The organism is Streptomyces sp. NBC_01198, from assembly GCF_036010485.1.
Classification (GTDB): Bacteria; Actinomycetota; Actinomycetes; order Streptomycetales; family Streptomycetaceae; genus Actinacidiphila.
Genome location: NZ_CP108568.1, coordinates 7,010,424 through 7,032,524, shown reverse-complemented (window position 1 = coordinate 7,032,524; position 22,101 = coordinate 7,010,424). Strand labels below are relative to the sequence as shown.

20 protein-coding genes are annotated in these 22,101 nt (G+C 72.1%); 12 read left to right on the top strand and 8 right to left on the bottom strand.

Going from position 1 to position 22,101, the window contains the following annotated elements:
- Window positions 1–16: 16 nt before the first annotated feature.
- A complete protein-coding gene (locus tag OG702_RS31215; RefSeq protein ID WP_327292289.1) occupies window positions 17–1,018 on the bottom strand; it encodes a beta-ketoacyl-ACP synthase III in 1,002 nt (333 codons plus the stop codon).
- A gap of 520 nt (window positions 1,019–1,538) precedes the next feature.
- Between OG702_RS31215 and OG702_RS31210 the strand changes: the two genes are divergently transcribed.
- From OG702_RS31210 to OG702_RS31200, 3 genes are read left to right on the top strand one after another with little or no spacing between them, the layout of a single operon-like run.
- Window positions 1,539–2,906 (top strand): ABC transporter substrate-binding protein, encoded by a 1,368-nt coding sequence (locus tag OG702_RS31210; protein ID WP_442814616.1) that lies wholly within the window; start codon window positions 1,539–1,541, stop codon window positions 2,904–2,906.
- Entirely contained in the window at window positions 2,903–3,913 is a 1,011-nt protein-coding gene (locus tag OG702_RS31205; RefSeq protein ID WP_327292288.1) for a carbohydrate ABC transporter permease, read from the top strand. Before OG702_RS31210 ends, OG702_RS31205 begins: the two co-directional genes overlap by 4 nt.
- Window positions 3,910–4,827, top strand: a complete 918-nt coding sequence (locus tag OG702_RS31200; protein WP_327292287.1) for a carbohydrate ABC transporter permease — start codon at window positions 3,910–3,912, stop codon at window positions 4,825–4,827. The genes OG702_RS31205 and OG702_RS31200 overlap by 4 nt, the downstream gene beginning before the upstream one ends.
- 70 nt (window positions 4,828–4,897) lie before the next feature.
- On the opposite strand, the gene OG702_RS31195 is transcribed toward OG702_RS31200, so the two are convergent.
- Window positions 4,898–5,857 (bottom strand): SDR family NAD(P)-dependent oxidoreductase, encoded by a 960-nt coding sequence (locus OG702_RS31195; RefSeq protein WP_327292286.1) that lies wholly within the window; start codon window positions 5,855–5,857, stop codon window positions 4,898–4,900.
- 215 nt (window positions 5,858–6,072) lie between these two features.
- On the opposite strand from OG702_RS31195, the gene OG702_RS31190 reads away from it, so the two are divergent.
- From OG702_RS31190 to OG702_RS31150, 9 genes are all read left to right on the top strand, one after another.
- Window positions 6,073–6,966 carry a helix-turn-helix transcriptional regulator gene (locus OG702_RS31190; protein ID WP_327292285.1) on the top strand — a complete coding sequence of 298 codons (894 nt, stop codon included), beginning with the start codon at window positions 6,073–6,075 and terminating at the stop codon, window positions 6,964–6,966.
- 88 nt (window positions 6,967–7,054) lie between these two features.
- Window positions 7,055–8,275: a cellulose-binding domain-containing protein gene (locus OG702_RS31185; protein WP_442814614.1), complete on the top strand. Its 1,221-nt coding sequence runs from the start codon at window positions 7,055–7,057 to the stop codon at window positions 8,273–8,275.
- Window positions 8,276–8,497: 222 nt separating this feature from the next.
- Window positions 8,498–9,796 carry an ROK family transcriptional regulator gene (locus OG702_RS31180; RefSeq protein ID WP_327292283.1) on the top strand — a complete coding sequence of 433 codons (1,299 nt, stop codon included), beginning with the start codon at window positions 8,498–8,500 and terminating at the stop codon, window positions 9,794–9,796.
- Between the two features lie 300 nt (window positions 9,797–10,096).
- A complete protein-coding gene (locus tag OG702_RS31175) occupies window positions 10,097–10,429 on the top strand; it encodes an extracellular solute-binding protein (protein ID WP_327292282.1) in 333 nt (110 codons plus the stop codon).
- Window positions 10,429–11,379: an extracellular solute-binding protein gene (locus OG702_RS31170; RefSeq protein WP_327292281.1), complete on the top strand. Its 951-nt coding sequence runs from the start codon at window positions 10,429–10,431 to the stop codon at window positions 11,377–11,379. Before OG702_RS31175 ends, OG702_RS31170 begins: the two co-directional genes overlap by 1 nt.
- 4 nt (window positions 11,380–11,383) lie before the next feature.
- Window positions 11,384–12,355: a carbohydrate ABC transporter permease gene (locus tag OG702_RS31165; protein WP_327292280.1), complete on the top strand. Its 972-nt coding sequence runs from the start codon at window positions 11,384–11,386 to the stop codon at window positions 12,353–12,355.
- Window positions 12,355–13,194: a carbohydrate ABC transporter permease gene (locus OG702_RS31160; RefSeq protein WP_327292279.1), complete on the top strand. Its 840-nt coding sequence runs from the start codon at window positions 12,355–12,357 to the stop codon at window positions 13,192–13,194. Before OG702_RS31165 ends, OG702_RS31160 begins: the two co-directional genes overlap by 1 nt.
- 90 nt (window positions 13,195–13,284) lie before the next feature.
- A complete protein-coding gene (locus tag OG702_RS31155; RefSeq protein WP_327293440.1) occupies window positions 13,285–14,256 on the top strand; it encodes an aldo/keto reductase in 972 nt (323 codons plus the stop codon).
- Between the two features lie 2 nt (window positions 14,257–14,258).
- Window positions 14,259–14,894 carry a carbohydrate-binding protein gene (locus OG702_RS31150; RefSeq protein ID WP_327292278.1) on the top strand — a complete coding sequence of 212 codons (636 nt, stop codon included), beginning with the start codon at window positions 14,259–14,261 and terminating at the stop codon, window positions 14,892–14,894.
- Window positions 14,895–14,996: 102 nt separating this feature from the next.
- On the opposite strand, the gene acs is transcribed toward OG702_RS31150, so the two are convergent.
- The 6 genes from acs to OG702_RS31120 all read right to left on the bottom strand — a co-directional run bounded on the left by acs (window position 14,997) and on the right by OG702_RS31120 (window position 21,990).
- On the bottom strand, window positions 14,997–16,949 hold the full coding sequence (gene acs, locus OG702_RS31145; protein ID WP_327292277.1) for an acetate--CoA ligase: 1,953 nt from the start codon (window positions 16,947–16,949) through the stop codon (window positions 14,997–14,999).
- Window positions 16,946–17,587, bottom strand: coding sequence for an acetate uptake transporter (locus OG702_RS31140; RefSeq protein ID WP_327292276.1), 642 nt, complete (start codon window positions 17,585–17,587; stop codon window positions 16,946–16,948). The genes acs and OG702_RS31140 overlap by 4 nt, the downstream gene beginning before the upstream one ends.
- Window positions 17,588–17,733: 146 nt before the next feature.
- The gene (locus OG702_RS31135; RefSeq protein WP_327292275.1) at window positions 17,734–19,494 is read right to left on the bottom strand and encodes a sodium/solute symporter; all 1,761 of its coding nucleotides are present in this window, start codon (window positions 19,492–19,494) and stop codon (window positions 17,734–17,736) included.
- Window positions 19,491–20,045, bottom strand: coding sequence for a hypothetical protein (locus tag OG702_RS31130; RefSeq protein WP_327292274.1), 555 nt, complete (start codon window positions 20,043–20,045; stop codon window positions 19,491–19,493). Before OG702_RS31130 ends, OG702_RS31135 begins: the two co-directional genes overlap by 4 nt.
- On the bottom strand, window positions 20,042–20,803 hold the full coding sequence (locus OG702_RS31125; protein WP_327292273.1) for a LytR/AlgR family response regulator transcription factor: 762 nt from the start codon (window positions 20,801–20,803) through the stop codon (window positions 20,042–20,044). The genes OG702_RS31130 and OG702_RS31125 overlap by 4 nt, the downstream gene beginning before the upstream one ends.
- Entirely contained in the window at window positions 20,800–21,990 is a 1,191-nt protein-coding gene (locus OG702_RS31120; protein WP_442814610.1) for a sensor histidine kinase, read from the bottom strand. The genes OG702_RS31125 and OG702_RS31120 overlap by 4 nt, the downstream gene beginning before the upstream one ends.
- Between the last annotated feature and the right edge of the window lie 111 nt (window positions 21,991–22,101).

The window sequence follows — 22,101 nt, the reverse complement described above, 5'->3', positions numbered from 1 at the left end:
GCGGCCGGGCGGGCGGTCAGGGCAGGGTCGCGACGAGTGCCGCGTAGGACAGCCCGGAGCCGTAGCCGAGCAGCAGGGCGGTGTCGCCGGCGACGGCCTTGCCCGAGGCGAGCAGCGACTCCATCGCGAGCGGGATGGAGGCGCCCGAGGTGTTGCCGGTGGTGACGATGTCCTTGGCGACCGCGACGCGGGCGGGCAGGGCCATGGAGCGGGTCATGGAGTCGATGATCCGCTCGTTCGCCTGGTGCGGGATGAAGGCGTCCAGGTCCTCGGCGGCGATCCCGGCGGCCTCCAGCGCCTGGACGGCGACCTTGGACATCTCGTACACCGCCCAGCGGAAGACCCGCTGGCCGTCCTGCCGCAGCGCGGGGAAGGGCTGGCCGGGGTCGTCCCGCAGCGCGTCCCAGGGCACGCTCTGGGTGATGGCGTCGGCCTGGGAGCCGTCGGCGCCCCAGACGACGGGGCCGATCCCGGGGGTGTCGGACGGGCCGACGATCACCGCGCCGGCGCCGTCGCCGAAGATGAACGCGGTGGAGCGGTCGGTGAGGTCCAGGATGTCGGACATCCGCTCGACGCCGACGACCAGGACGTGGCCGCCGCGTGCCCGCACCGCGTCGGAGGCGAGGGTGACGGCGTGCACGAAGCCGGCGCAGCCGGCCGAGACGTCGAAGCCGGCCGCCCCGGTGGCGCCGATGCGGTGGGCGATCTCGGTGGCGACGGCGGGGGTCTGCTTGAGGTGCGTGAAGGTCGCGGCGATCACGCAGGTGATGGCGTCGGGGGTGAGGCCGGCCGCCGCGATCGCCTTGCTCGCCGCCTGTTCCGCCATGACGCCCAGCGTCTCGTCCGGCCCGGCCCAGCGCCGCGTGACGATGCCGGTTCTGGAGCGGATCCATTCGTCGGTGGAGTCGATGTGCCGGCACACCTCGGCGTTGTCGACGACCCGGCGGGGGCGGTACGCGCCGACCCCGAGGATCCGGGTGTGCCGCGCACCTGCGGACACGGCGATCTCAGCTTTCATGGGAGCCTTTCAGGCCATCGGCCGGGACGGGACCGGACCACGGTACCGGGGCATGATCTCCCCGATCCGCAGCGGCTGCTGCCGGTTGCCGGGCTCCTGCCGGAAGCGGCCGGCACGCGGCCGCCCCGACCGGCGTGCGACCCGGCGCCCATCCTATGGCGCGCGTATGTTCCACCGGTAAATGACCCGTAACCGCGGCACGGCGCGGCCGGTCGTCCGCGCACCCGTCACCGGGCGTACGGCGGCCGCTGTGGGTGACGTCGGCCGGGGCCAACCGAAGCGAACATGTTTCAACACCGACGGGACATCACGGTCCGGCAACGCATCAGGATCAGGGCGTTGACGGCCCCCTGCATGTGGCGTAGAACTACCCTGCAGTTGCGATGGCGTTTCATCTTGGTGACTTCTGTTGGAAACGGCTCGGCGCTACCAGACCCGTCAGAGCCTCCGCTCCGTCAGCATTTCGCCTTCAGCTCTCCCACAAGTCCCCTATAAGCGCCCACACACACATGGAGGCACCATGTCGGACGTCGAGACGTCGGGAACCGGTACGGGCAGCGGCCCGTCCCCGTCGCGGAGGAATCTGCTGAGGGGCGCGGCCGGTGCCGCGGGGCTCGCGGCAGTTTCCGGCGGCCTGCTGACGGCGTGCAGCAGCTCGGACTCCTCGGACAAGAAGTCCGGCGGCTCGGGCGGCTCGGGCTCGGTGGCCGGCAGCACCGTCACCTTCGGGTCGAACTACTCCGACCCGGCGGCCAAGACCGCGTTCGCCGCGCTCACCACGGCGGCCACCGCCTCGTCCAAGGTGAAGGTGACCATCAACACGGTCGACCACAACACCTTCCAGGACAACATCACCAGCTACCTGCAGGGCACCCCGGACGACCTGTTCACCTGGTTCGCCGGCTACCGCATGCAGTACTTCGCCGCGCAGGGCCTGGCCCAGCCGCTCGACGACGTCTGGGAGAAGATCGGCGGGAACTTCGGGCCGGCCGCCAAGCAGCTGTCCACCGGTCTCGACGGCCACCAGTACCTGGTGCCGCTGTACAACTACCCGTGGGTGGTCTTCTACAACAAGAGCGAGTTCGCCAAGCACCACTACACCGTCCCGACCACCTGGGACGAGTACGTGGCGCTGGCCAAGCAGATGAAGACCGACGGCCTGATCCCGATCGCCTTCGCCGACAAGGACGGCTGGCCCGCGCTGGGGACCTTCGACATCCTCAACATGCGGATCAACGGGTACGACTACCACACGAAGTTGCTGACCCACAAGATCCCGTGGACCGACGCGGGCGTCGCCACCGTCTTCCAGCACTGGGCCGAGCTGCTGCCCTACATGCAGAGCGGCGCCAACGGCCGGATCTGGCAGGACGCCGCCAAGACGCTGGAGACCAAGAAGGCCGGCATGATGTTCCAGGGCACCAACCAGGTGGCCGCGCAGTACGTCACCGACAAGGCCGACCTGGACGACCTGGACTTCTTCACCTTCCCCTCGATCAACCCCAAGTGGGGCCAGGACTACATGGACGCCCCCACCGACGGCTTCATGCTGAGCAAGAAGGCCAAGAACACCGACGCCGCCAAGGCGGTCCTCGAGTACATCGGCAGCGGCCCGGCCGAGGCCGAGTACCTCAAGACCGACCAGTGGGACGTGGGCCTGGCCAACGGCCTGCAGGTGCCCTCGTACAACGCGATCCAGAAGAAGTCGGTCGCCGAGATCGGCAAGTGCAAGGCCGTCGCGCAGTTCATGGACCGTGACTCGGACCCGGCGATGGCCACCGCGATGATCGCGATCCTGCAGAAGTTCATCGACGACCCGAGCACCGGCAACATCGCGAAACTCCAGAAGAGCGCGGAGCAGCAGGCGAAGGCGATCTATACCTCATGAGTTCGACGTCCCACGTGGACACCGCGGCAGCGGCGCAGGACGGGGCCACCGCCCCGGCCCGGCGCCGCCGCCGCGGTGTGCGCAGGCTCAGCCTTCGCGACCGCATCGTGGTCGGCGTCCTGCTGGGCATACCGCTGCTGCTCGATCTGGCCTTCGTGTGGTTCCCGGCGATCGGGACCGCGCTGCTGTCGTTCACCAAGTGGAACGGCGTCGGCAGCCTGCACACCCAGACCTGCAAGCCCAATCTCCCCTCGATCCTGAACAACGGCTGCTGGTACGGGGTGCAGAACTACCACCAGGCCGCCACCATCTACCCCGCCTTCTGGCCGGCGGTCCGCCACAACCTCATCTGGCTGGCCGTCTTCGTGCTGATCGCCACCCCGCTGGGCATGCTCTTCGCGGTGCTCATCGACCGCGGCATCCGCGGCAGCCGGATGTACCAGAGCATCCTGTTCCTGCCGGTCATGCTGTCGCTGGCGCTGGTCGGCATCATCTGGGAGTTCATGTACTCGCAGAACTACGGCCTGATCAACACCGTCATCGGGCGCACCGGCGACAGCAACGCCATCGACTGGCTCGGCAATCCCCATCTGAACCTGTGGTCGGTGCTGGTCGAGGCGACCTGGCGGCAGTCCGGCTACGTGATGGTGCTCTACCTGGCCGGCCTCAAGGCCGTCGACCCGACGCTGCGCGAGGCGGCGACGGTGGACGGCGCCAACGCCTGGCAGACGTTCTGGCGGGTGATCTTCCCGGTGATGCGGCCGATCAACATCGTCGTCATGGTGGTCACCGTCATCGAGTCGCTGCGCGCCTTCGACCTGGTCTACATCACCAACAAGGGCATCAACGGCCTGGAACTGCTGTCGGTGCTGGTCACCTCGAACATCGTCGGTGAGACCCAGCGGGTCGGATTCGGGTCCGCGCTGGGCGTGGTGCTGCTGATCATCTCGCTGGTGCCGATCTCGGTGTTCCTCTACCAGACGTTCCGCCGGGAGGAAGCGTCATGACGACCGAAGCCCTCACCAGGCCGGGGACGGCAGCGCCGTCCGCACCCGGCCGCAGGAGGACCCGGCCGTGGGGACAGGTGGCCTCCCAGGTCTTCCTGATCGTCGCGTCCGTGCTGTGGCTGCTGCCGATCGCGTTCGCGTTGTACGTGGCGGTCCGGCCGTACAGCGACACCCGCAAGTACGGCTACGTCTCGCTGCCGCACCACCTGACGCTGAAGAACTTCAGCGAGGCGTGGACGCAGTCGGACATGCTGCACTTCTTCTGGAACTCGGTCCTCATCACGGTGCCTGCGGTGATCATCGTGCTGGCCCTGGCGTCGGGGGTGGCCTTCGTGCTGACCCGGGTCGACGTCAAGTTCAACATCGCGCTGCTGATCCTGTTCACCGCGGGGAACCTGCTGCCGCAGCAGGTGATCATCACCCCGCTGTACCGGCTGTACCTGAAGATCACCCTGCCGCACTTCGTCAGTGACAGCGGTCTGATGTACAACTCGATCTTCGGCTTGATCGCCATCAACGTGGCTTTCCAGCTGGGTTTCTGCGTCTTCGTGCTGAGCAACTACATGAAGTCGGTGCCCGAGGAGATGTACGAGGCCGCGCTGGTCGACGGGGCGTCGCTGTGGACCCGCTTCTGGCGGCTGACCATCCCGCTGTGCCGCCCGGCGCTGGCGGCGCTGGCGACGCTGCTGACCACCTGGATCTACAACGACTTCTTCTGGGCGATCACCCTGATGTCGTCGGGCGACAAGCGTCCGGTGACCTCGGCGCTGGCCAATCTGCAGGGGCAGTTCGTCAGCAACCAGAACCTGATCGCGGCGGCGGCGATGATCGCGGCCGTACCGACCCTGGTGGTCTACATCCTGCTGCAGAAGCAGTTCATCGCCGGCCTGTCGCTGGGCGCCACCAAGGGCTGAGCGGGGCGGGTGGCAGCACGGACGGGGCCGGCGGCGCACCAGCGCCACCGGCCCCGCCGCTGTCGCCGCGTCAGCCGCGGGCGGCGGCGAGGCTGTCCAGCGAGACCTGCCAGAGCCGCGCGGCGGCCGCCGGGTCCAGGGCGTGGGCCGCGACGCCGCCCGACATGCCGTCGGTGTGCGGCAGCGCCTCGTTGCAGTCCTCGAAGTAGCGGCCGCCGGCCACACCGTCGAGCAGCGGCGAGACCGCGACGAGCACCGAGGTGGCGGCGCCCTGCCCGGGGGACTTGAAGGCGTAGCCGCCCTGGCCGACGGCCTGGGACAGCTCCTCGGGGTCCATGTGGCGGGTCAGCCCGGTCTCCAGGATCGCCCCGGGGTGCACGGCGTTGGCCGAGATGCCGTCGTCGTGCCAGCGCCGGTCGGCCTCGACGGCGAAGAGCACGTTGGCCGTCTTGGACTGCGCGTAGGCGACCGAGGCGTCGTAGGCGCGGCGCTCGAAGTGGATGTCGTCGAAGTCCACGGCGGAGCGCAGGTGCGCCACCGAGGTGAGCGCCACCACCCGCGCGCCGCCGGCCGCGGCCAGCGCCGGGTGCAGCCCGGCGGCCAGCGCGAAGTGGCCCAGGTGGTTGGTGGCGAACTGCAGCTCCCAGCCCTGCGGGGTGCGCAGTTCCGAGGTCAGCATCACCCCGGCGTTGTTGACCAGCACGTGCAGCGGCCCCCGCCAGGCGGCGGTGAAGGCCTCGACCGAGGCCGGGTCGGTCAGGTCCAGCGGGGCGGACAGCACCGGGTGGCCGGTGCTGCGGGTGAGGTCCGCGGCGACCCGGGCCCCGGCGGCGGTGTCGCGCGCCGCGATCGTCACCTCGGCGCCCGCCGACGCCAGTGCCCGGGCGGTCTCGATCCCGATGCCGGACGCGCCGCCGGTGACAACGGCCCGCCGGCCGGCCAGGTCGGTGCCCGCGACCACCTCTGCGGCGGTGGAGGCGGCGGTGAAGGGCGTGGTGACACGTGCGGCGGCTGGGGTGGAGTCGGTCATGGGTGCTGCCTCTCTGTGAACATGCGCCGGGGGTGCGGCGCCGGCGGCGGGGGGGTGCCGGCCTCGGGTGGCGCACTTCCCAGCGAACCACCGGCAGGCCCCCGCGGCGGCCGGTGGCGGTGGCCCGGCCGCACCAGGGGTCCGCCCGACCGGGGGTCGGGCAGTACCCCTCTGCGGCCCGCTGCGGGGCGGCTCCCGGTCGTACCCTGGTGACCATGAGCGACCTTACGGCGGGCGGCGCGCCCAACACCGACCTCGGGGACTTCCTGCGGTCGCGCCGCGCCCGTATCACCCCCCAGGAGGCGGGTCTCGCGCCCGAGCCGGGCACCCGCAGGGTGCCGGGGCTGCGCCGCGAGGAGGTGGCCAGGCTCGCCGGGGTGAGCGTGGACTACTACGTGCGGCTGGAGCGCGGGCGGGGCGTCAACGCCTCTGAGGCGGTCCTCGACGCGGTCGCCAGGGCGCTGCAGCTGGACGGCACCGAGCGCAGCCACCTCTTCGCGGTGGCCAGGCCCTCCCGCGGCAGGCCGCGGGCGCTGCCGCCGCAGCGGGTGCGGCCCGGGCTGCGCAGGGTGCTCGGCACGATGGACACCGTCCCGGCGCTGGTGATCGGCCGCCGGCTGGACGTACTGGCCGCCAATGCGATGGGTCGCGCCCTCTTCACCGACTTCGAGGCGCTGCCGCACCGGGAGCGGAACATGGCGCGCTTCATCTTCCTCGACGAGGCCGCGCGTGAGCTCTACGCCGACTGGCCGTCCTCGGCCCGCGGCACGGTGGCCGCGCTGCACCTCTACGCGGGCCGCCACCCGCACGACCCGCCGCTGGCCGAGCTGATCGGCGAGCTGTCGCTGCGGGACCAGGACTTCCGCCGCTGGTGGGCCGACCACGACGTGCAGCGCAGGACGTACGGCAGCAAGCACTACCACCACCCGCTGGTGGGCGACCTGGTGCTGGAGTACGAGGCGCTGACGCCGGCCGGCGACCGCGACCAGACGCTGGGGCTGCACACCGCGGAGCCCGGTTCGCCGTCCGAGCACGGGCTGCGGCTGCTGGCCGGGCTGGTCGCCGGTGCCGAGGTCGGGCCGGGCGCGGGAGCGCGCGCGGGCCATTGACACCGGTGGAGGGCGCTTCCATAGTGTGGGAGCGCTCCCACAACGGTCGTGCGGAGCGGAACTCCCCCCACATGCCCAGGAGGTCCCCGTGCGCGCATCCTCGCGGCGGTTAATCGTCAGACCATGGCTGTGGCCGGTGGCGGCCGCCGCGTTGCTGCTGCCCGCCCTGGCGGCCCTGCCCGCCCACGGAGCGGCGGCCGGCTGCTCGGTGGACTACACGGTCAACCAGTGGTCCGGCGGCTTCACCGCCCAGATCGCCGTCACCAACCTCGGCCCCGCCGTCAACGGCTGGCGGGTGGCCTGGAACTACCAGGGCGACCAGCACATCACCTCCGGCTGGAACGCCACCATCACCCAGACCGGCACCGCGGTCACCGCCTCGGACGCCGGCTACAACGCGGCGATCCCCACCGGCGGCAGCACGAGCTTCGGGGTGCAGGGCACCTGGAGCGCCGCCGATCCGGCGCCCACCGCCTTCACCCTCAACGGCACCGCGTGCACCACGAACGGCACGCCGCCCACCACTCCCCCGACCTCCCCGTCGACCACGCCGCCCACCACCCCCCCGACGACGCCGACCACGACCCCGCCGACCACGCCTCCGACCTCGTCGCCGCCCACGGGCTGCTCCGGCGCGGTGATCTGCTCGGACTTCGAGGACCAGAGCGGCCCGGCACCCTCCGGGCAGTGGCAGCCGGCCGCGCCCGACTGCTCGGGCTCCGGCGCGGTCACCGTCGACACCGCGGTTGCGCACAGCGGCAGCAGGTCGCTGCGGGTGGACGGCCACGCCGGCTACTGCAACCACGCCTTCGTGGCGGACACCACCGACCTGTCCACGCTCGGCCCGGTGATGTACGTACGGATGTGGGTGCGGCACACCACCGCGCTGCCGGCCGCGCATGTCGCCTTCGTCTCGATGCCGGACTCCTCGCAGGGCGGCCGCGCGCTGCGGATCGGCGGCCAGAACGGCGCCCTGCAGTGGAACCGCGAGAGCGACGACGCCACGCTGCCCGAGCAGAGCCCGGCCGGCGTCGCGCAGAGCGCGCCGCTGCCCACCGGCAGTTGGCAGTGCCTGCGGTTCGCCGTCGACACCACCGCGCCGTCCCTGCGGACCTGGCTGGGCGACCAGGAGGTCCCGGGCCTGCGGGTGGACGGCGTACCGACCCGCGACGTGGACGGGCAGTGGCTGTCGCGCAGCACCCCGCCGCGGCCGACCGCGCTGCGGCTGGGCTGGGAGAGCTACGGCACCGGTGACGACACGCTGTGGTTCGACGACGTGGCGGTCGGCTCGGCGCCGATCGGCTGCTGAGGCCGCGGCGGCTCGCGCGGTTCTCGCGTGGGCGGCCGGTCCGCCGTCGGTGGCGGACCGGCCGCCCGCTTGTTCCGCCCGCCACCGGGCGGGCGGCGGCAGATTCCGGCGGGGCCGCGGGGGGCGGCCTTCGTGAACTGCGGTTTGATACCTTCTGGCAGTGCGCCCGCGCAAAGACGAACCTGCGGGTTCGCCGGGACGACAGGGCCAGGGAGGACCGAGGTGTCAAGGCGCACGAGCACCCCGTCAGCGGCGCAGATCCGCTGGATGAACGCCGCCGCGGTCTACGACGCCATGCGGGACGGCGGGTCCAGCACGGCGACCGACCTGATGACCCTGACCGGGCTGTCCCGGCCGACCGTGCACACCACCTGCGACTGGCTGATAGCCCAGGGCCTGGTGGTCGAGGTGCCCAGCGATCCCGCGCAGGACGCCCAACCCGGCCGCCCGGCCCGCCGCTACCGCACCGATCCCCAGGCCGGTTTCGTGGTCTCGCTCGACGTGCGCGAGAGCCGGGTGACCGCGGCCGTCGCCGATCTGACCGGGCGGGTGTGCGGGGAGCTGTCCCACGAGGTCGGCACCGACACCACCCTGCGCTCGCAGGTCACCACGCACGGCCCGGCCATCGCGCACGAGGTCATCGCCCTCGCCGGGATCGCGCCGGAGGCGGTGTGGCAGGTGTGCGTGAGCATCCCGGCGCCGGTGCAGTCGCACGACTACGACGCGGCGACCGCGGCGCAGTACCGCGCGGGCAGCCGAGACGTGATCACCGAACTCGAACACACCCTGCCGTGGCCGGTGGTCGCGGAGAACGACGCCAACCTGGCGATGATCGGCGAGCATTGGCAGGGCGCGGCCCGCGGCTTGCGGAACGCGGTGCTGCTCGACGTGTGCGAGAACGGCTTCGGCGCCGGGCTGATCGTCAACGGCCGCCTGGTGCGCGGCAGCAAGGGCGTGGCCGGCGAGATGACCGCGGTGAGCCTGCTGGCCGACATGGGTCCGCCCGGCGGAGTGACCCGCAAGGCGGCGCAGTTGGGCGCGGAGGCGGTGCGGCTGGGCGCTGAGGCGGCCGGCGGGGCGACGGCCGGGCCCGGGCGGCTGGTGGAAATGGCCGCGGGCCGGCCCGAGGCGGTGACCGCCGACATGGTCTTCGCGGCCTACGACGCCGGCGACCCGGTCGCGAGCCGGATCGTCGACCGGCTCGGTTCGATCGTGGCACGCCCGGTCGCGATGGTGGCGACCTTCCTCGACCCCGAGCTCGTGGTGATCTGCGGCCTGCCGGCGGCCACTTCGGCGCGGTTGATGCCCGCCATCGGGGAGCACACGCGCGACCTGTGCGAGCGGCAACTGGGCACACCGGCGCCGCGGTTGTCGCCTGCCGCGCTCGGCGGCCGGGCGACCGTGCTCGGCGGGGTGCGCCGGGCCCTTGACGAGGTCGAGGGCCGGCTCTTCGGCGCCTCGCACAGCGACCGCTGGTCCACCCCCGCGGCGCCCTCGGCGCGTACCGCCGACGCCCGCTGACCGAAACCCGCCGCACCCTCCCCCGCCCGGCCGGAATCCGCCACCGCCGCCCGGCGGCGATCCGCCGCGCCCGCTGACCGCGGCCCGGCGCGCTGCTCGTATACGGTCCGCCGCGGGTCCCTCGCGTCGCACCGTCACCACCACTCCCCCGCTTCACGCCGCCGGGGCCCTGCGTGCCGCAACTCCCGCGTATTTCCCGGGCCACGAACCGTTGACGGGCGATGTCGGCGTGGCTACGGTTGCGAAACCCCTTTAATAAATGCCCTTTCGAAACATCGTGGCATCGACAGAAGGACCCTCGTGAGACATCCCAAGGTGAAGATCGCCCTCGCCCTGCTGTCCGTCACGCTGCTGACCGCCGCCTGCGGGCGGTCGTCTGACAGCGACGGAGGAGCGGATTCAAGCCAGTCGGCGGGGCAGAACGCCGCCGCACCCACCACCGCCGAGCTCACCATGTGGGCTATGGGCAGCGACGGCGACAACCTCCCCAAGCTGCTCAAGCAGTTCGAGACCGAGAACCCGGGCTACAAGGTCAAGGTCACCTCCATCCCGTGGCAGGACGCGGCGGCGAAGTTCCGTACCGCGGAGGCCGGTGGCGTCACCCCCGACATCGCCAGGTCGGCACCACGCTGATGGGCGGCATCACCGACGGGTTCGAGCCGGTGCCGGCCGGCACCGACACGAGCGTCTACTTCCAGGGGCCGCTCAAGTCGGCCCAGGTGGGCGGCCAGACGGTCGGCGTGCCGTGGGCGGTGGACACCCGGGTGCTGTTCTACCGCACCGACCTGGCGAAGGCGGCGGGCTTCGACGGGCCGCCGAAGACCTGGGACGACCTCAAGAAGATGGCCAAGGGCATGCAGACCGCCGGCCACGCGCAGTACGGCATCCGGATGTCCACCACGCCCGACCAGGATCTGCAGAACTCCTTCGCCTTCCCCTGGTCCAACGGCGCCCAGATCATCAGCCAGGACGGCAGCAAGTGGACCTTCGACACCCCGCAGACGGTCGAGGCGTACCGCTACTTCCAGAGCTTCTACACCGACAAGATCGCCGACCCGAACCCCTCGGCGGGCGCGGGCGCGGCCGAGTCGGCCTTCGTCAGCGGCAAGCTGGGCATCCTGGTGGCCGGCGCCGGTGAGCAGAACGCGCTGGACCAGGCCGGCGGTGCGGACTTCAAGAGCAAGTACGCGCTGGCCACCTTCCCCAAGCAGAAGTCGGCGACGTCCTTCGCCGGCGGCTCCGACCTGGTGGTCTTCAAGAAGTCCAAGAACAGCGCGGCGGCCTGGAAGCTGATCCAGTGGCTGTCCAAGCCCGACGTCCAGGCCAAGTGGTACCAGATCGACGGCGCCCTGCCGGCCGTGCAGAGCGCCTGGCAGCAGCCCGAACTGGCCGCCGACCCGCGGCTGCTGGTCTTCGGCGACCAGCTGAAGGACACCAACGCGCCGCCGCCCAACGCCACCTGGCTGGAGGTCGCCGACGCGGTGGGCCAGCAGCTGGAGCAGATCGTCAAGAACGGCAAGGACCCGGCCGCGGCGATGAAGGCCGCGCAGTCCGCCGCCGACGGCATCGGCACCGGCGGCTGACGAGATGGCCGTCCTCACCGGAGGAGCCGAGAAGGGTGCCGCCGCCAGGCCCGCGGGCCGCGGCGGCGGCGCCGGCCACGCTCCCGGCGCACCGCGCAGCCTGCGCCGCCGGCAGAGCCTCATCGCCTGGGGTTTCTCGCTGCCCTTCGTCCTGCTCTTCGCCTCCTTCACCCTCATCCCGCTGCTGTCGTCGTTCCTGATGTCCTTCACCGACTTCAAGAGCGCCGACGTCGACAGCCCGTTCGCGGTGAACTTCGTCGGCATCGACCAGTACCGCACGCTCTTCGGGAGCGCGCAGTTCCTCAAGTCGCTGCGCAACACCGCTTATTTCGTCGTGGTCGGCATCCCGCTCACCATGGGCATCGCGCTGGTCCTCGCGGTGGCGCTGAACAGCGGCATCAGCCGCTTCCGCACCGCCTTCCGGGTCGGCTTCTACACCCCGGTGGTCACCAGCATCGTCGCGGTGGCCGTGGTGTGGCGCTTCATCCTGCAAAAGGACGGCCCGCTCAACGCGGTGCTGGGCTGGGTCGGGATCAGCGGTCCCGACTGGTTGAACAGCACCACCTGGGCGATGCCGGCGATGATCGGCCTCGGCGTGTGGCGCAACATGGGCACGCTGATGGTGATCTTCCTCGCCGGGCTGCAGACGATCCCCGCCGAGGTCACCGAGGCGGCCATGATCGACGGCGCCGGGCCGGTCAAGCGGTTCCTGCGGATCACCGTCCCGCTGATGCGGCCGACGCTGCTGTTCGGCGCGGTGCTGCTGTCGGTGTGGTATCTGCAGTTCTTCGAGGAGCCGTTCGTGATGACCCAGGGCGGCCCGCTGGACGCGACGCTGTCGGTCAGCTACTTCGCGTTCAAGCAGTTCGGGTTCGGCAACTATGCGTACGCGTCCGCCGCGAGCTACGTGCTCTTCGTCGCCATCGCGCTGCTCAGCATGGTGATGTTCCGCGCCCTGAGATCCAAGGAGGACTGATGCGGGCGACCTTCGACCGCCTGTGGGCGCGGCGGCGGCTGCTGACGTATCTCGGCCTGGTCGTCGCGGTGGTGATCACGCTGCTGCCGTTCCTGTGGATGCTGCTCGGGTCGTTCAAGACCCAGGGCGAGATCCTGCGCGACCCGTCCGGCTTCCTGCCGCAGCACCCGACGTCGGGCAACTACAGCACCTGGTTCGACCGGCTGCACCTGGGCCGGTTCTTCCTCAACAGCCTGATCGTGGCGCTGGTGACGGTGGCCGGCAATCTGCTGTTCTGCTCGATGGTCGGCTACGCGCTGGCCAAGTTCCACTTCGCGGGCAAGCGGCTGGTGTTCACCCTGGTGATGATCACCTTGATGGTGCCCGGCGTGGTCACCTTCGTCCCGCTGTTCGTGCTGGTCACCAAGCTCGGCCTGACCAACACCTACGCGGCGCTGATCCTGCCGTTCCTGACCTCGCCGATGGGGGTGTTCATGATGCGGCAGTTCATCTCCGGCATCCCCGACACCCTGCTGGAGGCGGCCAGGATCGACGGCGCGGGCGAGCTGCGGATCTGGGCGCGGATCGTGATGCCGCTGTGCGGGCCGCCGCTGGCGACGCTGGGCATCCTGACCTTCCTCGGCTCCTGGAACAACTTCCTGTGGCCGCTGGTCGCCGCGCAGAGCCAGGACATGTACACCCTGCCGGTCGCGCTGTCGCTGTACTCGACCGGCCAGATCGCCACCCAGTACGGCCTGCTGCTGGCCGGCTCCGTCCTGGTCATCGCGCCCATCGTGCTCGTGTTCGTCTTCGTCCAGCGGTACTTCACCCAGAGCATCGCGACCGTCGGCGTCCGCTAGGCCGGCTCCGACACCTCCCACCCGGAAAGGAAGCACCCCCCAGTGCAGCCAAGCAGCACCTTCACCGCCGCCGCGGCCCGATACGACGAGATGGCCTACCGCAGGCTCGGCGCGAGCGGACTGCTGATACCCGAGATCTCGCTCGGGCTGTGGCAGAACTTCGGCGACGACGTCGGCGCGGACCGGCACCGCGCGATCATCACCCACGCCTTCGACCGCGGTGTCACCCACTTCGACCTCGCCAACAACTACGGCGAGCCGGCCGGCTCCGCGGAGGCCAACTTCGGCGAGGTGCTGCGCCGGGACCTGGGCCGCCACCGCAACGAGCTGGTCGTCACCTCGAAGGCCGGCTACCGCATGTGGCCCGGCCCGTACGGCGAGTGGGGCTCGCGCAAGTACCTGACGGCGAGCCTGGATCAGTCGCTGGCCCGGCTCGGCCTGGACTACGTCGACATCTTCTACTCGCACCGCTTCGACCCGCACACCCCGCTGGAGGAGACCTGCGGCGCGCTGGCCGATCTGGTGCGGCAGGGCAAGGCGCTCTACGTCGGGGTGTCCAACTACGACGCCGAGCAGACCGCGCGGGCCATCGCGCTGCTCAAGGAGCTGGGGGTGCCGCTGGCGGCGCACCAGCCGCGCTATTCGATGCTGGACCGGACCCTGGAGGACGGGCTGCTCGACGTGCTCGACGGCGCCGGGGTGGGCTGCGTGTGCTACTCGCCGCTCGCCCAGGGTTTGCTGACCGGCCGTTACCTGACCGGCACCCCGGCGGACTCCCGGATGGCGCGCGGCGTGACCCTGCGCCGCTCCAGCCTCAGCCCGGAGCTGGTGGCCGCGCTGCGCGGTCTGGAGGCGGTGGCGCGCGCGCGCGGGCAGAGCCTGGCGCAGACGGCACTGTCCTGGGCGCTGCGCGACCGGCGGGTGACCTCGCTGATCATCGGGGCGAGCAGCGTCGGGCAGTTCGACGAGAGCCTGGACGCGCTGCGCGGCCCGGCCTTCACCGACGCGGAACTGGCCGAGGTCGACCGGCTGCTGGCCGGCACCGAGGGGACGGAGATCTAGCCGTGTCCCTGCTGCCTCGTCCCCGCGCCTACCAGGGCCGCCCGTTCGGCGGTGATGTCGGCCCCGCAGGGGCGCAGCTGATCCCGGGACGCCTGATGTGCGCGTACTACGACATCGGCGGCGAGGGGGTGGCCTTCCATGACGCGGCCCACCGCAACCAGGGCAGCGGGCTGCTCAACCCGCCGGACGGCAGCTACCTCAACGGCTTCCGGGCGGACGAGGCCGTCGGCATCAGCTACACCAAGGGCAACGGCATCGACGACCACCCGTTCAACGCCGTGCAGCCCGCCCTCGGGCTGCTCTACGTCGGGTGGACCTCGCCGGGCAACTGGCTGCGCTACACCGTGGACGTCACCGCGCCGGGGCCGTACACCGCGACGCTGCTGTACACCGCGCCGCAGGGCGGGGCGATCGCGCTGACCCTGGACGACGCCCCGGTCACCGAGGTCGTGGAGGTGCCCTCGACGGCGGACGACGCCGACGAGGTGCCGTGGCGGCAGGCGCACCACTGGGCGGAGCTGACCTTCCCGCTGCCGCCGGCGGAGCCCGGCCGGCACGTGCTGACCCTGCACACCGTGCGGACCGGGCTGATGAACTACGCCTGGCTCGACGTCCGGGGGCACGAGCGGGCCGTCTGAGGGGGCGGCCCGTCCCCGGGTGGACCCGCGCTCAGGGAGCGGGTCCACCCGGGGCGCACACACGGGCCGGCGGTCAGGATCGTCCCCTTCTTGACCTTCCCTTCAGGAGCTCTCCGGCAGCCGCTCGCGGATCGCGTCCATCACCGAGGAGTCCGTCAGCGTCGTGACGTCGCCGAGTTCGCGCTTCTCAGCGATGTCCCGCAGCAGCCGGCGCATGATCTTGCCGGAGCGGGTCTTGGGCAGCTCGGCGACGACCAGGATCTGCCGCGGCCGGGCGATCGGCCCGATCTCCTTGGCGACATGGGCCCGCAGTTCCTGCGCCGGGTCCTCCGCGCCCTCGCCGGCCGCGTCGCCGCGCAGGATCACGAAGGCGACGATGCCCTGCCCGGTGGTGGCGTCGGTGGCGCCGACGACCGCGGCCTCGGCCACCAGCGGGTGGGAGACCAGCGCCGACTCCACCTCGGTGGTGGAGATGCGGTGCCCGGACACGTTCATCACGTCGTCCACCCGGCCCAGCAGCCAGATGTCGCCGTCCTCGTCCTTCTTGGCACCGTCGCCGGCGAAGTAGCGGCCCGGGAAGCGCGACCAGTACGTGTCGAGGTAGCGCTGCTCGTCGCCCCAGATGGTGCGCAGCATCGCCGGCCAGGGCCGGGTCAGCACCAGATAGCCGCCCGCGCCGTTGGGCACCGGCTCGCCCGCGTCGTCCACCACGTCGGCGGCGACTCCGGGCAGCGGGCGCAGGGCGGAGCCCGGCTTGCAGACGCTCACCCCGGGCAGCGGGCTGATCATGTGCGCGCCGGTCTCGGTCTGCCACCAGGTGTCGACCACCGGTGTGCGGTCGCCGCCGATGGCGCGCCGGTACCAGATCCACGCCTCGGGGTTGATGGGCTCGCCCACCGACCCCAGCAGCCGCAGCGACGTCAGGTCGTGGCGGCCGGGGATGGCGTCCCCCCACTTCATGAAGGTACGGATCGCGGTGGGCGCGCAGTAGAGGATCGTGACCTTGTACTTCGCCACGATCTCCCACCAGCGGCCCTGGTGGGGCGTGTCGGGGGTGCCCTCGTAGAGCACCGAGGTCACCCCGTTGGCCAGCGGGCCGTAGACGATGTACGAGTGCCCGGTGACCCAGCCGATGTCAGCGGCGGTCCAGTAGACGTCCCGGTCGGCCTTGACGTCGAAGACCGCCCAGTGCGACCACGCCACCTGGGTCAGGTAACCCCCGGTGGTGTGCAGGATGCCCTTGGGGCGGGCGGTGGTGCCCGAGGTGTACATGATGTAGAGCGGGTGCTCGCTGTCGAACGCCTCGGGGGTGTGCTCGGCGGACTGCGTGTCGACCAGGTCGTGCCACCACACGTCCCGGCCCTCGGTCCAGCCGACGTCCTGCCCGGTGCGGCGCACCACCAGCACGCTGCGGACGTCGGGGCACTGCTCCAGCGCCTCGTCCACGGCGGGCTTGAGCGCGGAGGCCGCGCCCTTGCGGTAACCGCCGTCGGCGGTGATGACCACCCGGGCGTCGCAGTCCAGGACCCGGCCGCGCAGCGCCTCGGCGGAGAAGCCGCCGAAGACCACGGTGTGCGGGGCGCCGATCCGGGCGCAGGCCAGCATGGCCACCACGGTCTCGGGGATCATCGGCAGGTAGATCGCGACCCGGTCGCCGGCCTGGACGCCGAGCGAGAGCAGCGCGTTGGCCGCCCTGCTCACCTCGTCCTTGAGGTCGGCGTAGGTCAGGGTGCGGGTGTCGCCCGGCTCGCCCTCCCAGTGGAAGGCGACCCGGTCGCCGCGGCCCGCCCTGACGTGCCGGTCGACGCAGTTGTCGGCCACGTTGAGCTTCCCGCCGACGAACCAGCGGGCGAAGGGCGCCCGGCTCCAGTCCAGGACCTGCGTCCACGGCTCCGCCCAGTCCAGCCGGGCCGCCTGGGCGGCCCAGAAGGCCTCGCTGTCCGCGGCGGCCTCGTCGTAGGCCGCCGCGGTGACGTTCGCCTGCTCCGCCAGCTCGGGCGGCGGCGGGAAGCGTCTGTCCTCCCTGAGCAGGTTGGACAGTGTCTGGTCGGTCATGAGTGGGCGCCCTCGACGCCCTCGACCGGGCCGCCGCGCACCGCGCCGGCCGATGCGGCGCCGGCGAAGACCGGGACGACGGCGCGTTTCCAGGTGCTGTTGGTGACCACCGCGAAGGAGGCGTACCAGGCGAGCAGCGCGGTGACCAGGCCGAGCCAGCCGCCGACCTTGGTGATGCCGGTGGACTCGGCGAACTCGGCGACGGTCAGCACGATGAAGGTCGCGGACAGCGCGACGAAGACGGCGAGCAGCGCCCCGTTGGTGCGCAGCGCGGCGATGGTCATGTAGACGGTGAAGATCGCCCAGATCAGCAGGAAGAGACCGGTCGCCTGGTGGGCGGTGTCGGCCGGCAGGTCGGCGACGACGAACTTCACGTAGGCGGCGTAGGACAGCCAGAAGGCGCCGTAGGAGCCGAACGCGGTCGCCCCGAAGGTGTTGCCCTTCCTGAACTCCCACATCCCCGCGAGCAGTTGGATGAGCCCGCCGTAGAACAGCGCCAGCGGCAGGACCACCGGGAGCAGGCTGCCGTCGATCAGGTCGGCGTTGAAGGAGCTCAGGACGAAGGTGGTGGCGGCGAAGCCGGCCAGGCCCAGCGGGCCGGGGTCGGCGATGGTGGGTGTGGGTACAGAGGTGCTCATCTGCGGTTTCCCTCCTCATTGAGGAACGGCAGGGCGGTGGGGAGACCGTCTCGGTCGCGGCACACGCTAGAGCCGGGCCCGCATGGCGACGAGATATTCGTCACAGTGGGTCGCCGAACGGTACCGGCCGTACGGCGGGCGGTACGTCAGCTGCGCCCAGCGGTCGGCGGGCGGACCGCCGGCAGCGCGGGAACTCCCGAGCCGACCTCCTCGGGCAGGTGCATCCGCAGCATCACCCGGTCCACGGCGGCGGGCGAGAGCCGGTGTCTGGTCATCAGCGACACGGTGACCATCACGGCGAAGGCGACCGGAACGGTCCAGGCGGCGGGCTGTTCGAGCAGCGCCGCGCTCCAGCCGTGCCCGGGGTCGTGGACGCTGGTCAGCACCACCGCGACGGCGGCCAGCCCGCCGCCGGCGACCAGCCCGAACAGCGCCCCCAGATCGGTCAGTCCGCGCCACCAGATGCCGAGCACCAGCAGCGGGCAGAAGGACGAGGCGGCGACCGCGAAGGCCAGGCCGATCGCGTCGGCCACCGGCAGGCCGTCGGTCGCGACGGCCATCACCAGCGGCGGTATGCCGGCGACCAGCGACGCCCAGCGGAATCCCCGGGTCGAGCCGCGCAGCAGGTCCTGCGAGACCACTCCTGCCACCGACACGGTCAGGCCGGAGGCGGTGGAGACGAAGGCGGCGAAGGCGCCGGCGGTGGCGAGCGCGCCGAGCAGCCGGCCGCCCTCGCCGGCCTGGGTGAGCTGCGGCAGGACCAGCACGGCGGTGTCGGTCTGCCCGGTGAGCAGCAACTGCGGTGCCAGGACCCGGCCCAGTGCCCCGTAGACGGTGGGCAGCAGGTAGAACCCGCTGAGCAGCACCAGCACCAGCAAGGTGGTGCGGCGGGCGGCCCTGCCGTCGGGGTTGGTGTAGAAGCGGACCAGGACGTGCGGCAGCCCCATGGTGCCCAGCAGGGTCGCGAGCAGGATCGAGTAGAGGGCGTAGAGCGGATGGGACCTGCCGCCCGCGCCGGACAGCGGGTCGGCCCAGCGGGCGCCGGAGGAGGGTGTGAGGCCGTCCTTGTGCGGGACGGCGGCGCCGCGCGGGAAGGTCAGCGCGGTGCCGGCCGCCGCGGTGTGCTTGCCGTCGCCGAGGCGTACGGATCCTGCCGCGTGGTCCCGTCCGTCGAGCCGCCCGCTGACCGTCACGGTCACCGGCCGCGTCACGTCGAAGCGGACCGGGTCCTGCAGCGTCACCACGGTGGTGTGGCCGAAGCGCGGGAGGTCGGGACCGGTCAGCGCGGGCGCGCCGGCCGAGCGCCAGGCCATGACCAGGAAGAGCGCGGGCACCGCGATGGCGGTGAGCTTCAGCCAGAACTGGAAGCCCTGCACGAGGGTGACGCTGCGCATGCCGCCGGCCGCCGCGACGCCCACCACGACCACCGCCACCACCACCGCGCCGGCCCACCGCGGCGCGCCGGTCACCGTCTGCAGGGTCAGCCCCGCGCCCTGGAGTTGCGGCACCAGGTAGAGCCAGGCGATGACCGCGACCAGGACGCCGGCCACCCGGCGCACCGCCGGCGAGCCCAGCCGCTCCTCGGCGAAGTCGGGCAGCGTGTAGGCGCCGGAGCGCCGCAGCGGGGCGGCGACCAGGAGCAGCAGCACAAGGTAGCCGGCGGTGTAGCCGACCGGGTACGCCAGCATGTCCACGCCGTAGGCGAACACCAGCCCCGCGACCCCGAGGAAGGAGGCCGCGGACAGGTACTCCCCGCCGATCGCGGAGGCGTTCCACAGCGGCGAGACCTCGCGGGAGGCGACGTAGAAGTCCGAGGTGCCCCGGGACATCCGCAGGCCGTAGACGCCGAAGGCCACCGTGGCGACCAGGACCACGGCGAGCGCCGCGAGGCCGAGACCGGGGTTCACCGGGCGGCGCGCGGCGGTGCGGGGGGCGGCGGGTCGGGGCCGCCGAGCAGGTCGGTGAAGTCGCGCTCGACCCGCTCGGCGTGTCGGACGTGGAAGTAGGCACCGCCCACCAGCAGCGGGTAGGCGACCACGCCGAGCAGCAGCCACGGCAGCCGTATCCCGACGACCTCGGCGGTACGCAGCCCCGGCAGCAGCGCGAAGGCGGCGGGCAGCCCGCCGAGCACGGCGGCCAGTACGGCCAGCACGCCCAGGGACAGCCGCAGTTGGTGGCGGACCAGGGAGCGTACGTAGAGCTGGCCGAGCTGCGGCTGCGCGTGCAGGTCGGCGGCGCCCGGCCGGGCGGAGTAGCCGCCGGCCCGGTGCCTGCGCGGCGCCGTGACGGCGACCCGGCGCGGCGCGGGCACGGCGCCGGGGGCGCCGGGCGGCGGGTCGGCGGGCTGCGGCGGCGGCTTGGGCCGGGGTTGCGGCCTGGGTTTCAGCTGCGGCCTGGGCCTGGGCTTCGGCTTGAGCTGCGGCTTCGGGGTGCGGCGCGGTCCGCTCTGGCCGGTCATGACGGGCCGGGTCCCGGCGCGGGCGCCCAGCGCACCAGGACGTCGCGCAACTGCCTGGTGTGGCGGCGGCTCACCGGCAGCTCGCTGCCCGCGACCCTGACGGTCCAGTGCCCGGCGTCCGAGCGCAGCTCCTCGACATGCCGCAGCGAGACCAGGAAGCTGCGGTGGATGCGCAGGAAGCCGTGCGGCTCCCAGCGTTCCGCGAGCACCGCGAGCGGCACCCGGACCAGCGGCGCCTGGCCCGCGGTGTGCAGGCGCACGTAGTCGCCCTTGGCCTCGACGTAGGCCACCTCGTCGCGGGACACGAAGCGGGTGACGCCGCCGAGGTCCACCGGGATCCGCTCCGGCACCGGGTCGGCCGCGGCGGGCTGCTGCGGCTCCACCTGGCCCTCAAGCAGCGCGGCCACCCGGCGCACCGCCTCGGCCAGCCGCTCGCCGCCCACCGGCTTGAGCAGGTAGTCGCAGGCCTTCAGGGCGAAGGCGTCGACGGCGAAGTCCTCGTAGGCGGTGACGAAGACGACGGCCGGCGGGCGGGCGAAGCGGCTCATCACCCGGACCAGGTCCAGCCCGTCCAGGCCCGGCATCCTGATGTCCAGGAAGACCGCGTCGATCGTTTCGGCCTCCAGCAGCCGCAGCGCCGCGTCGCTGCTGTCGGCGGCGAGCACCCGGCCGACCCGGTGGTCGCCGCGCAGCAGATAGCCGAGGTCGTCCAGTGCGGGCGGCTCGTCGTCCACGGCCAGGATCCGCAGCGGTCTCATGAAGCGTGCACTCCGTTCCGGTACTTCGGCACCCGGACGCTGATCTTGGTCCCGGCGCCCGGCGCGGTCTCCACGACCAGGCCGTACTCGTCGCCGAAGACCGCGCGCAGCCGCTCGTCGACGTTGCCCAGGCCGAGCGAGTCCCCCCCGGCCTCCCCGGCGAGCTGCAGCCGCACCTGCTCCGGATCCATGCCTACTCCGTCGTCCTCCACGCTGATCCGGCACTCGGCGCCGGCGTCCTCGGCCCTGATGGTGATCAGGCCCGGGGTCGCCTTGGGTCCCAGACCGTGGCGTACCGCGTTCTCCACGATCGGCTGCAGGCACAGGAAGGGCACCGCGACCGGCAGGACCTCCGGCGCGATCAGCAGGTCGACCCGCAGCCGGGCGCCGAACCGGGCGCGTTCCAGCCGCAAGTATCGGTCCACCGATCGCAACTCTTCGGCGAGGGTACTGAACTCGCCGTGCTTGCGCAGGCTGTACCGGGTCAACTCGGCGAACTCCAGCAGCAGTTCACGCGCCTGTGCGGGGTCGGTGCGGACGAAGGAGGCGATCGCGGTGAGGGAGTTGTAGACGAAGTGCGGGGAGATCTGCGCACGCAGCGCCCGCAGTTCGGCCTCCATCATCCGGGTGCGGGAGCGATCGAGTTCGGCGAGTTCCAGCTGCGCTATCACCCAGTGCGCGACCTCGCCGGCGGCCCGCACCAGGCCGGCGGACATCTGCCGGGCGTAGACCGTCAGCGCGCCGACGACCAGGCCGTCGACCACCAGCGGCACCACGACCGCCGCGCGGACCGGGCAGTCCAGGTCGCCGCAGTCGATGGTGTCGGCGGGCACCAGCCACGGGCGCCCCGCGTCGATGGCGTCCGCGGTGTGGTCCACGGCCTGCCCGGTGTGGTGCCGGCCGACACCGTCCCAGGCGAGCAGTTCGCCGCCGCCGACCAGGGCGAGCGCCGGGGCGGCCAGCAGCGCCCGCAGGTGGCGGGCGGCCTTGCGCGCCGAGTCGGGGCCGAGCCCGTCGCGCAGCAACGGGGCGGCCAGCGACGCCTCGTGCAGGGCCGCGAAGGCGGCGCGCTCCACCGGGGTGCCGAAGCCGCGCCGCCCGCGCACCAGCCAGAACAGCGCGGCCGCGGCGCCCGCGATCACCAGCGTGACCGACACCACGGTGATCACCGACTTCATGGTCGGCATTATCGCCCGCGGCACGGGAGTTGGCGCGGGTCGTGCACGCGTTGTCCGCCCGGCCGTGCGGCCGGACGGACGACGCGTGCCAGTTCGGGCCGGGGTCGGGCCGGACCTGCC

Bases quoted from the DNA above. Each gene is read 5' to 3' on its own strand.
- OG702_RS31215 (WP_327292289.1), bottom strand. From the start codon at position 1,018: ATGAAAGCTGAGATCGCCGTGTCCGCAGGTGCGCGGCACACCCGGATC.
- OG702_RS31210 (WP_442814616.1), top strand. From the start codon at position 1,539: ATGTCGGACGTCGAGACGTCGGGAACCGGTACGGGCAGCGGCCCGTCC.
- OG702_RS31205 (WP_327292288.1), top strand. From the start codon at position 2,903: ATGAGTTCGACGTCCCACGTGGACACCGCGGCAGCGGCGCAGGACGGG.
- OG702_RS31200 (WP_327292287.1), top strand. From the start codon at position 3,910: ATGACGACCGAAGCCCTCACCAGGCCGGGGACGGCAGCGCCGTCCGCA.
- OG702_RS31195 (WP_327292286.1), bottom strand. From the start codon at position 5,857: ATGACCGACTCCACCCCAGCCGCCGCACGTGTCACCACGCCCTTCACC.
- OG702_RS31190 (WP_327292285.1), top strand. From the start codon at position 6,073: ATGAGCGACCTTACGGCGGGCGGCGCGCCCAACACCGACCTCGGGGAC.
- OG702_RS31170 (WP_327292281.1), top strand. From the start codon at position 10,429: ATGGGCGGCATCACCGACGGGTTCGAGCCGGTGCCGGCCGGCACCGAC.
- OG702_RS31165 (WP_327292280.1), top strand. From the start codon at position 11,384: ATGGCCGTCCTCACCGGAGGAGCCGAGAAGGGTGCCGCCGCCAGGCCC.
- OG702_RS31160 (WP_327292279.1), top strand. From the start codon at position 12,355: ATGCGGGCGACCTTCGACCGCCTGTGGGCGCGGCGGCGGCTGCTGACG.
- OG702_RS31155 (WP_327293440.1), top strand. From the start codon at position 13,285: ATGGCCTACCGCAGGCTCGGCGCGAGCGGACTGCTGATACCCGAGATC.
- acs (WP_327292277.1), bottom strand. From the start codon at position 16,949: ATGACCGACCAGACACTGTCCAACCTGCTCAGGGAGGACAGACGCTTC.
- OG702_RS31140 (WP_327292276.1), bottom strand. From the start codon at position 17,587: ATGAGCACCTCTGTACCCACACCCACCATCGCCGACCCCGGCCCGCTG.
- OG702_RS31130 (WP_327292274.1), bottom strand. From the start codon at position 20,045: ATGACCGGCCAGAGCGGACCGCGCCGCACCCCGAAGCCGCAGCTCAAG.
- OG702_RS31125 (WP_327292273.1), bottom strand. From the start codon at position 20,803: ATGAGACCGCTGCGGATCCTGGCCGTGGACGACGAGCCGCCCGCACTG.
- OG702_RS31120 (WP_442814610.1), bottom strand. From the start codon at position 21,990: ATGCCGACCATGAAGTCGGTGATCACCGTGGTGTCGGTCACGCTGGTG.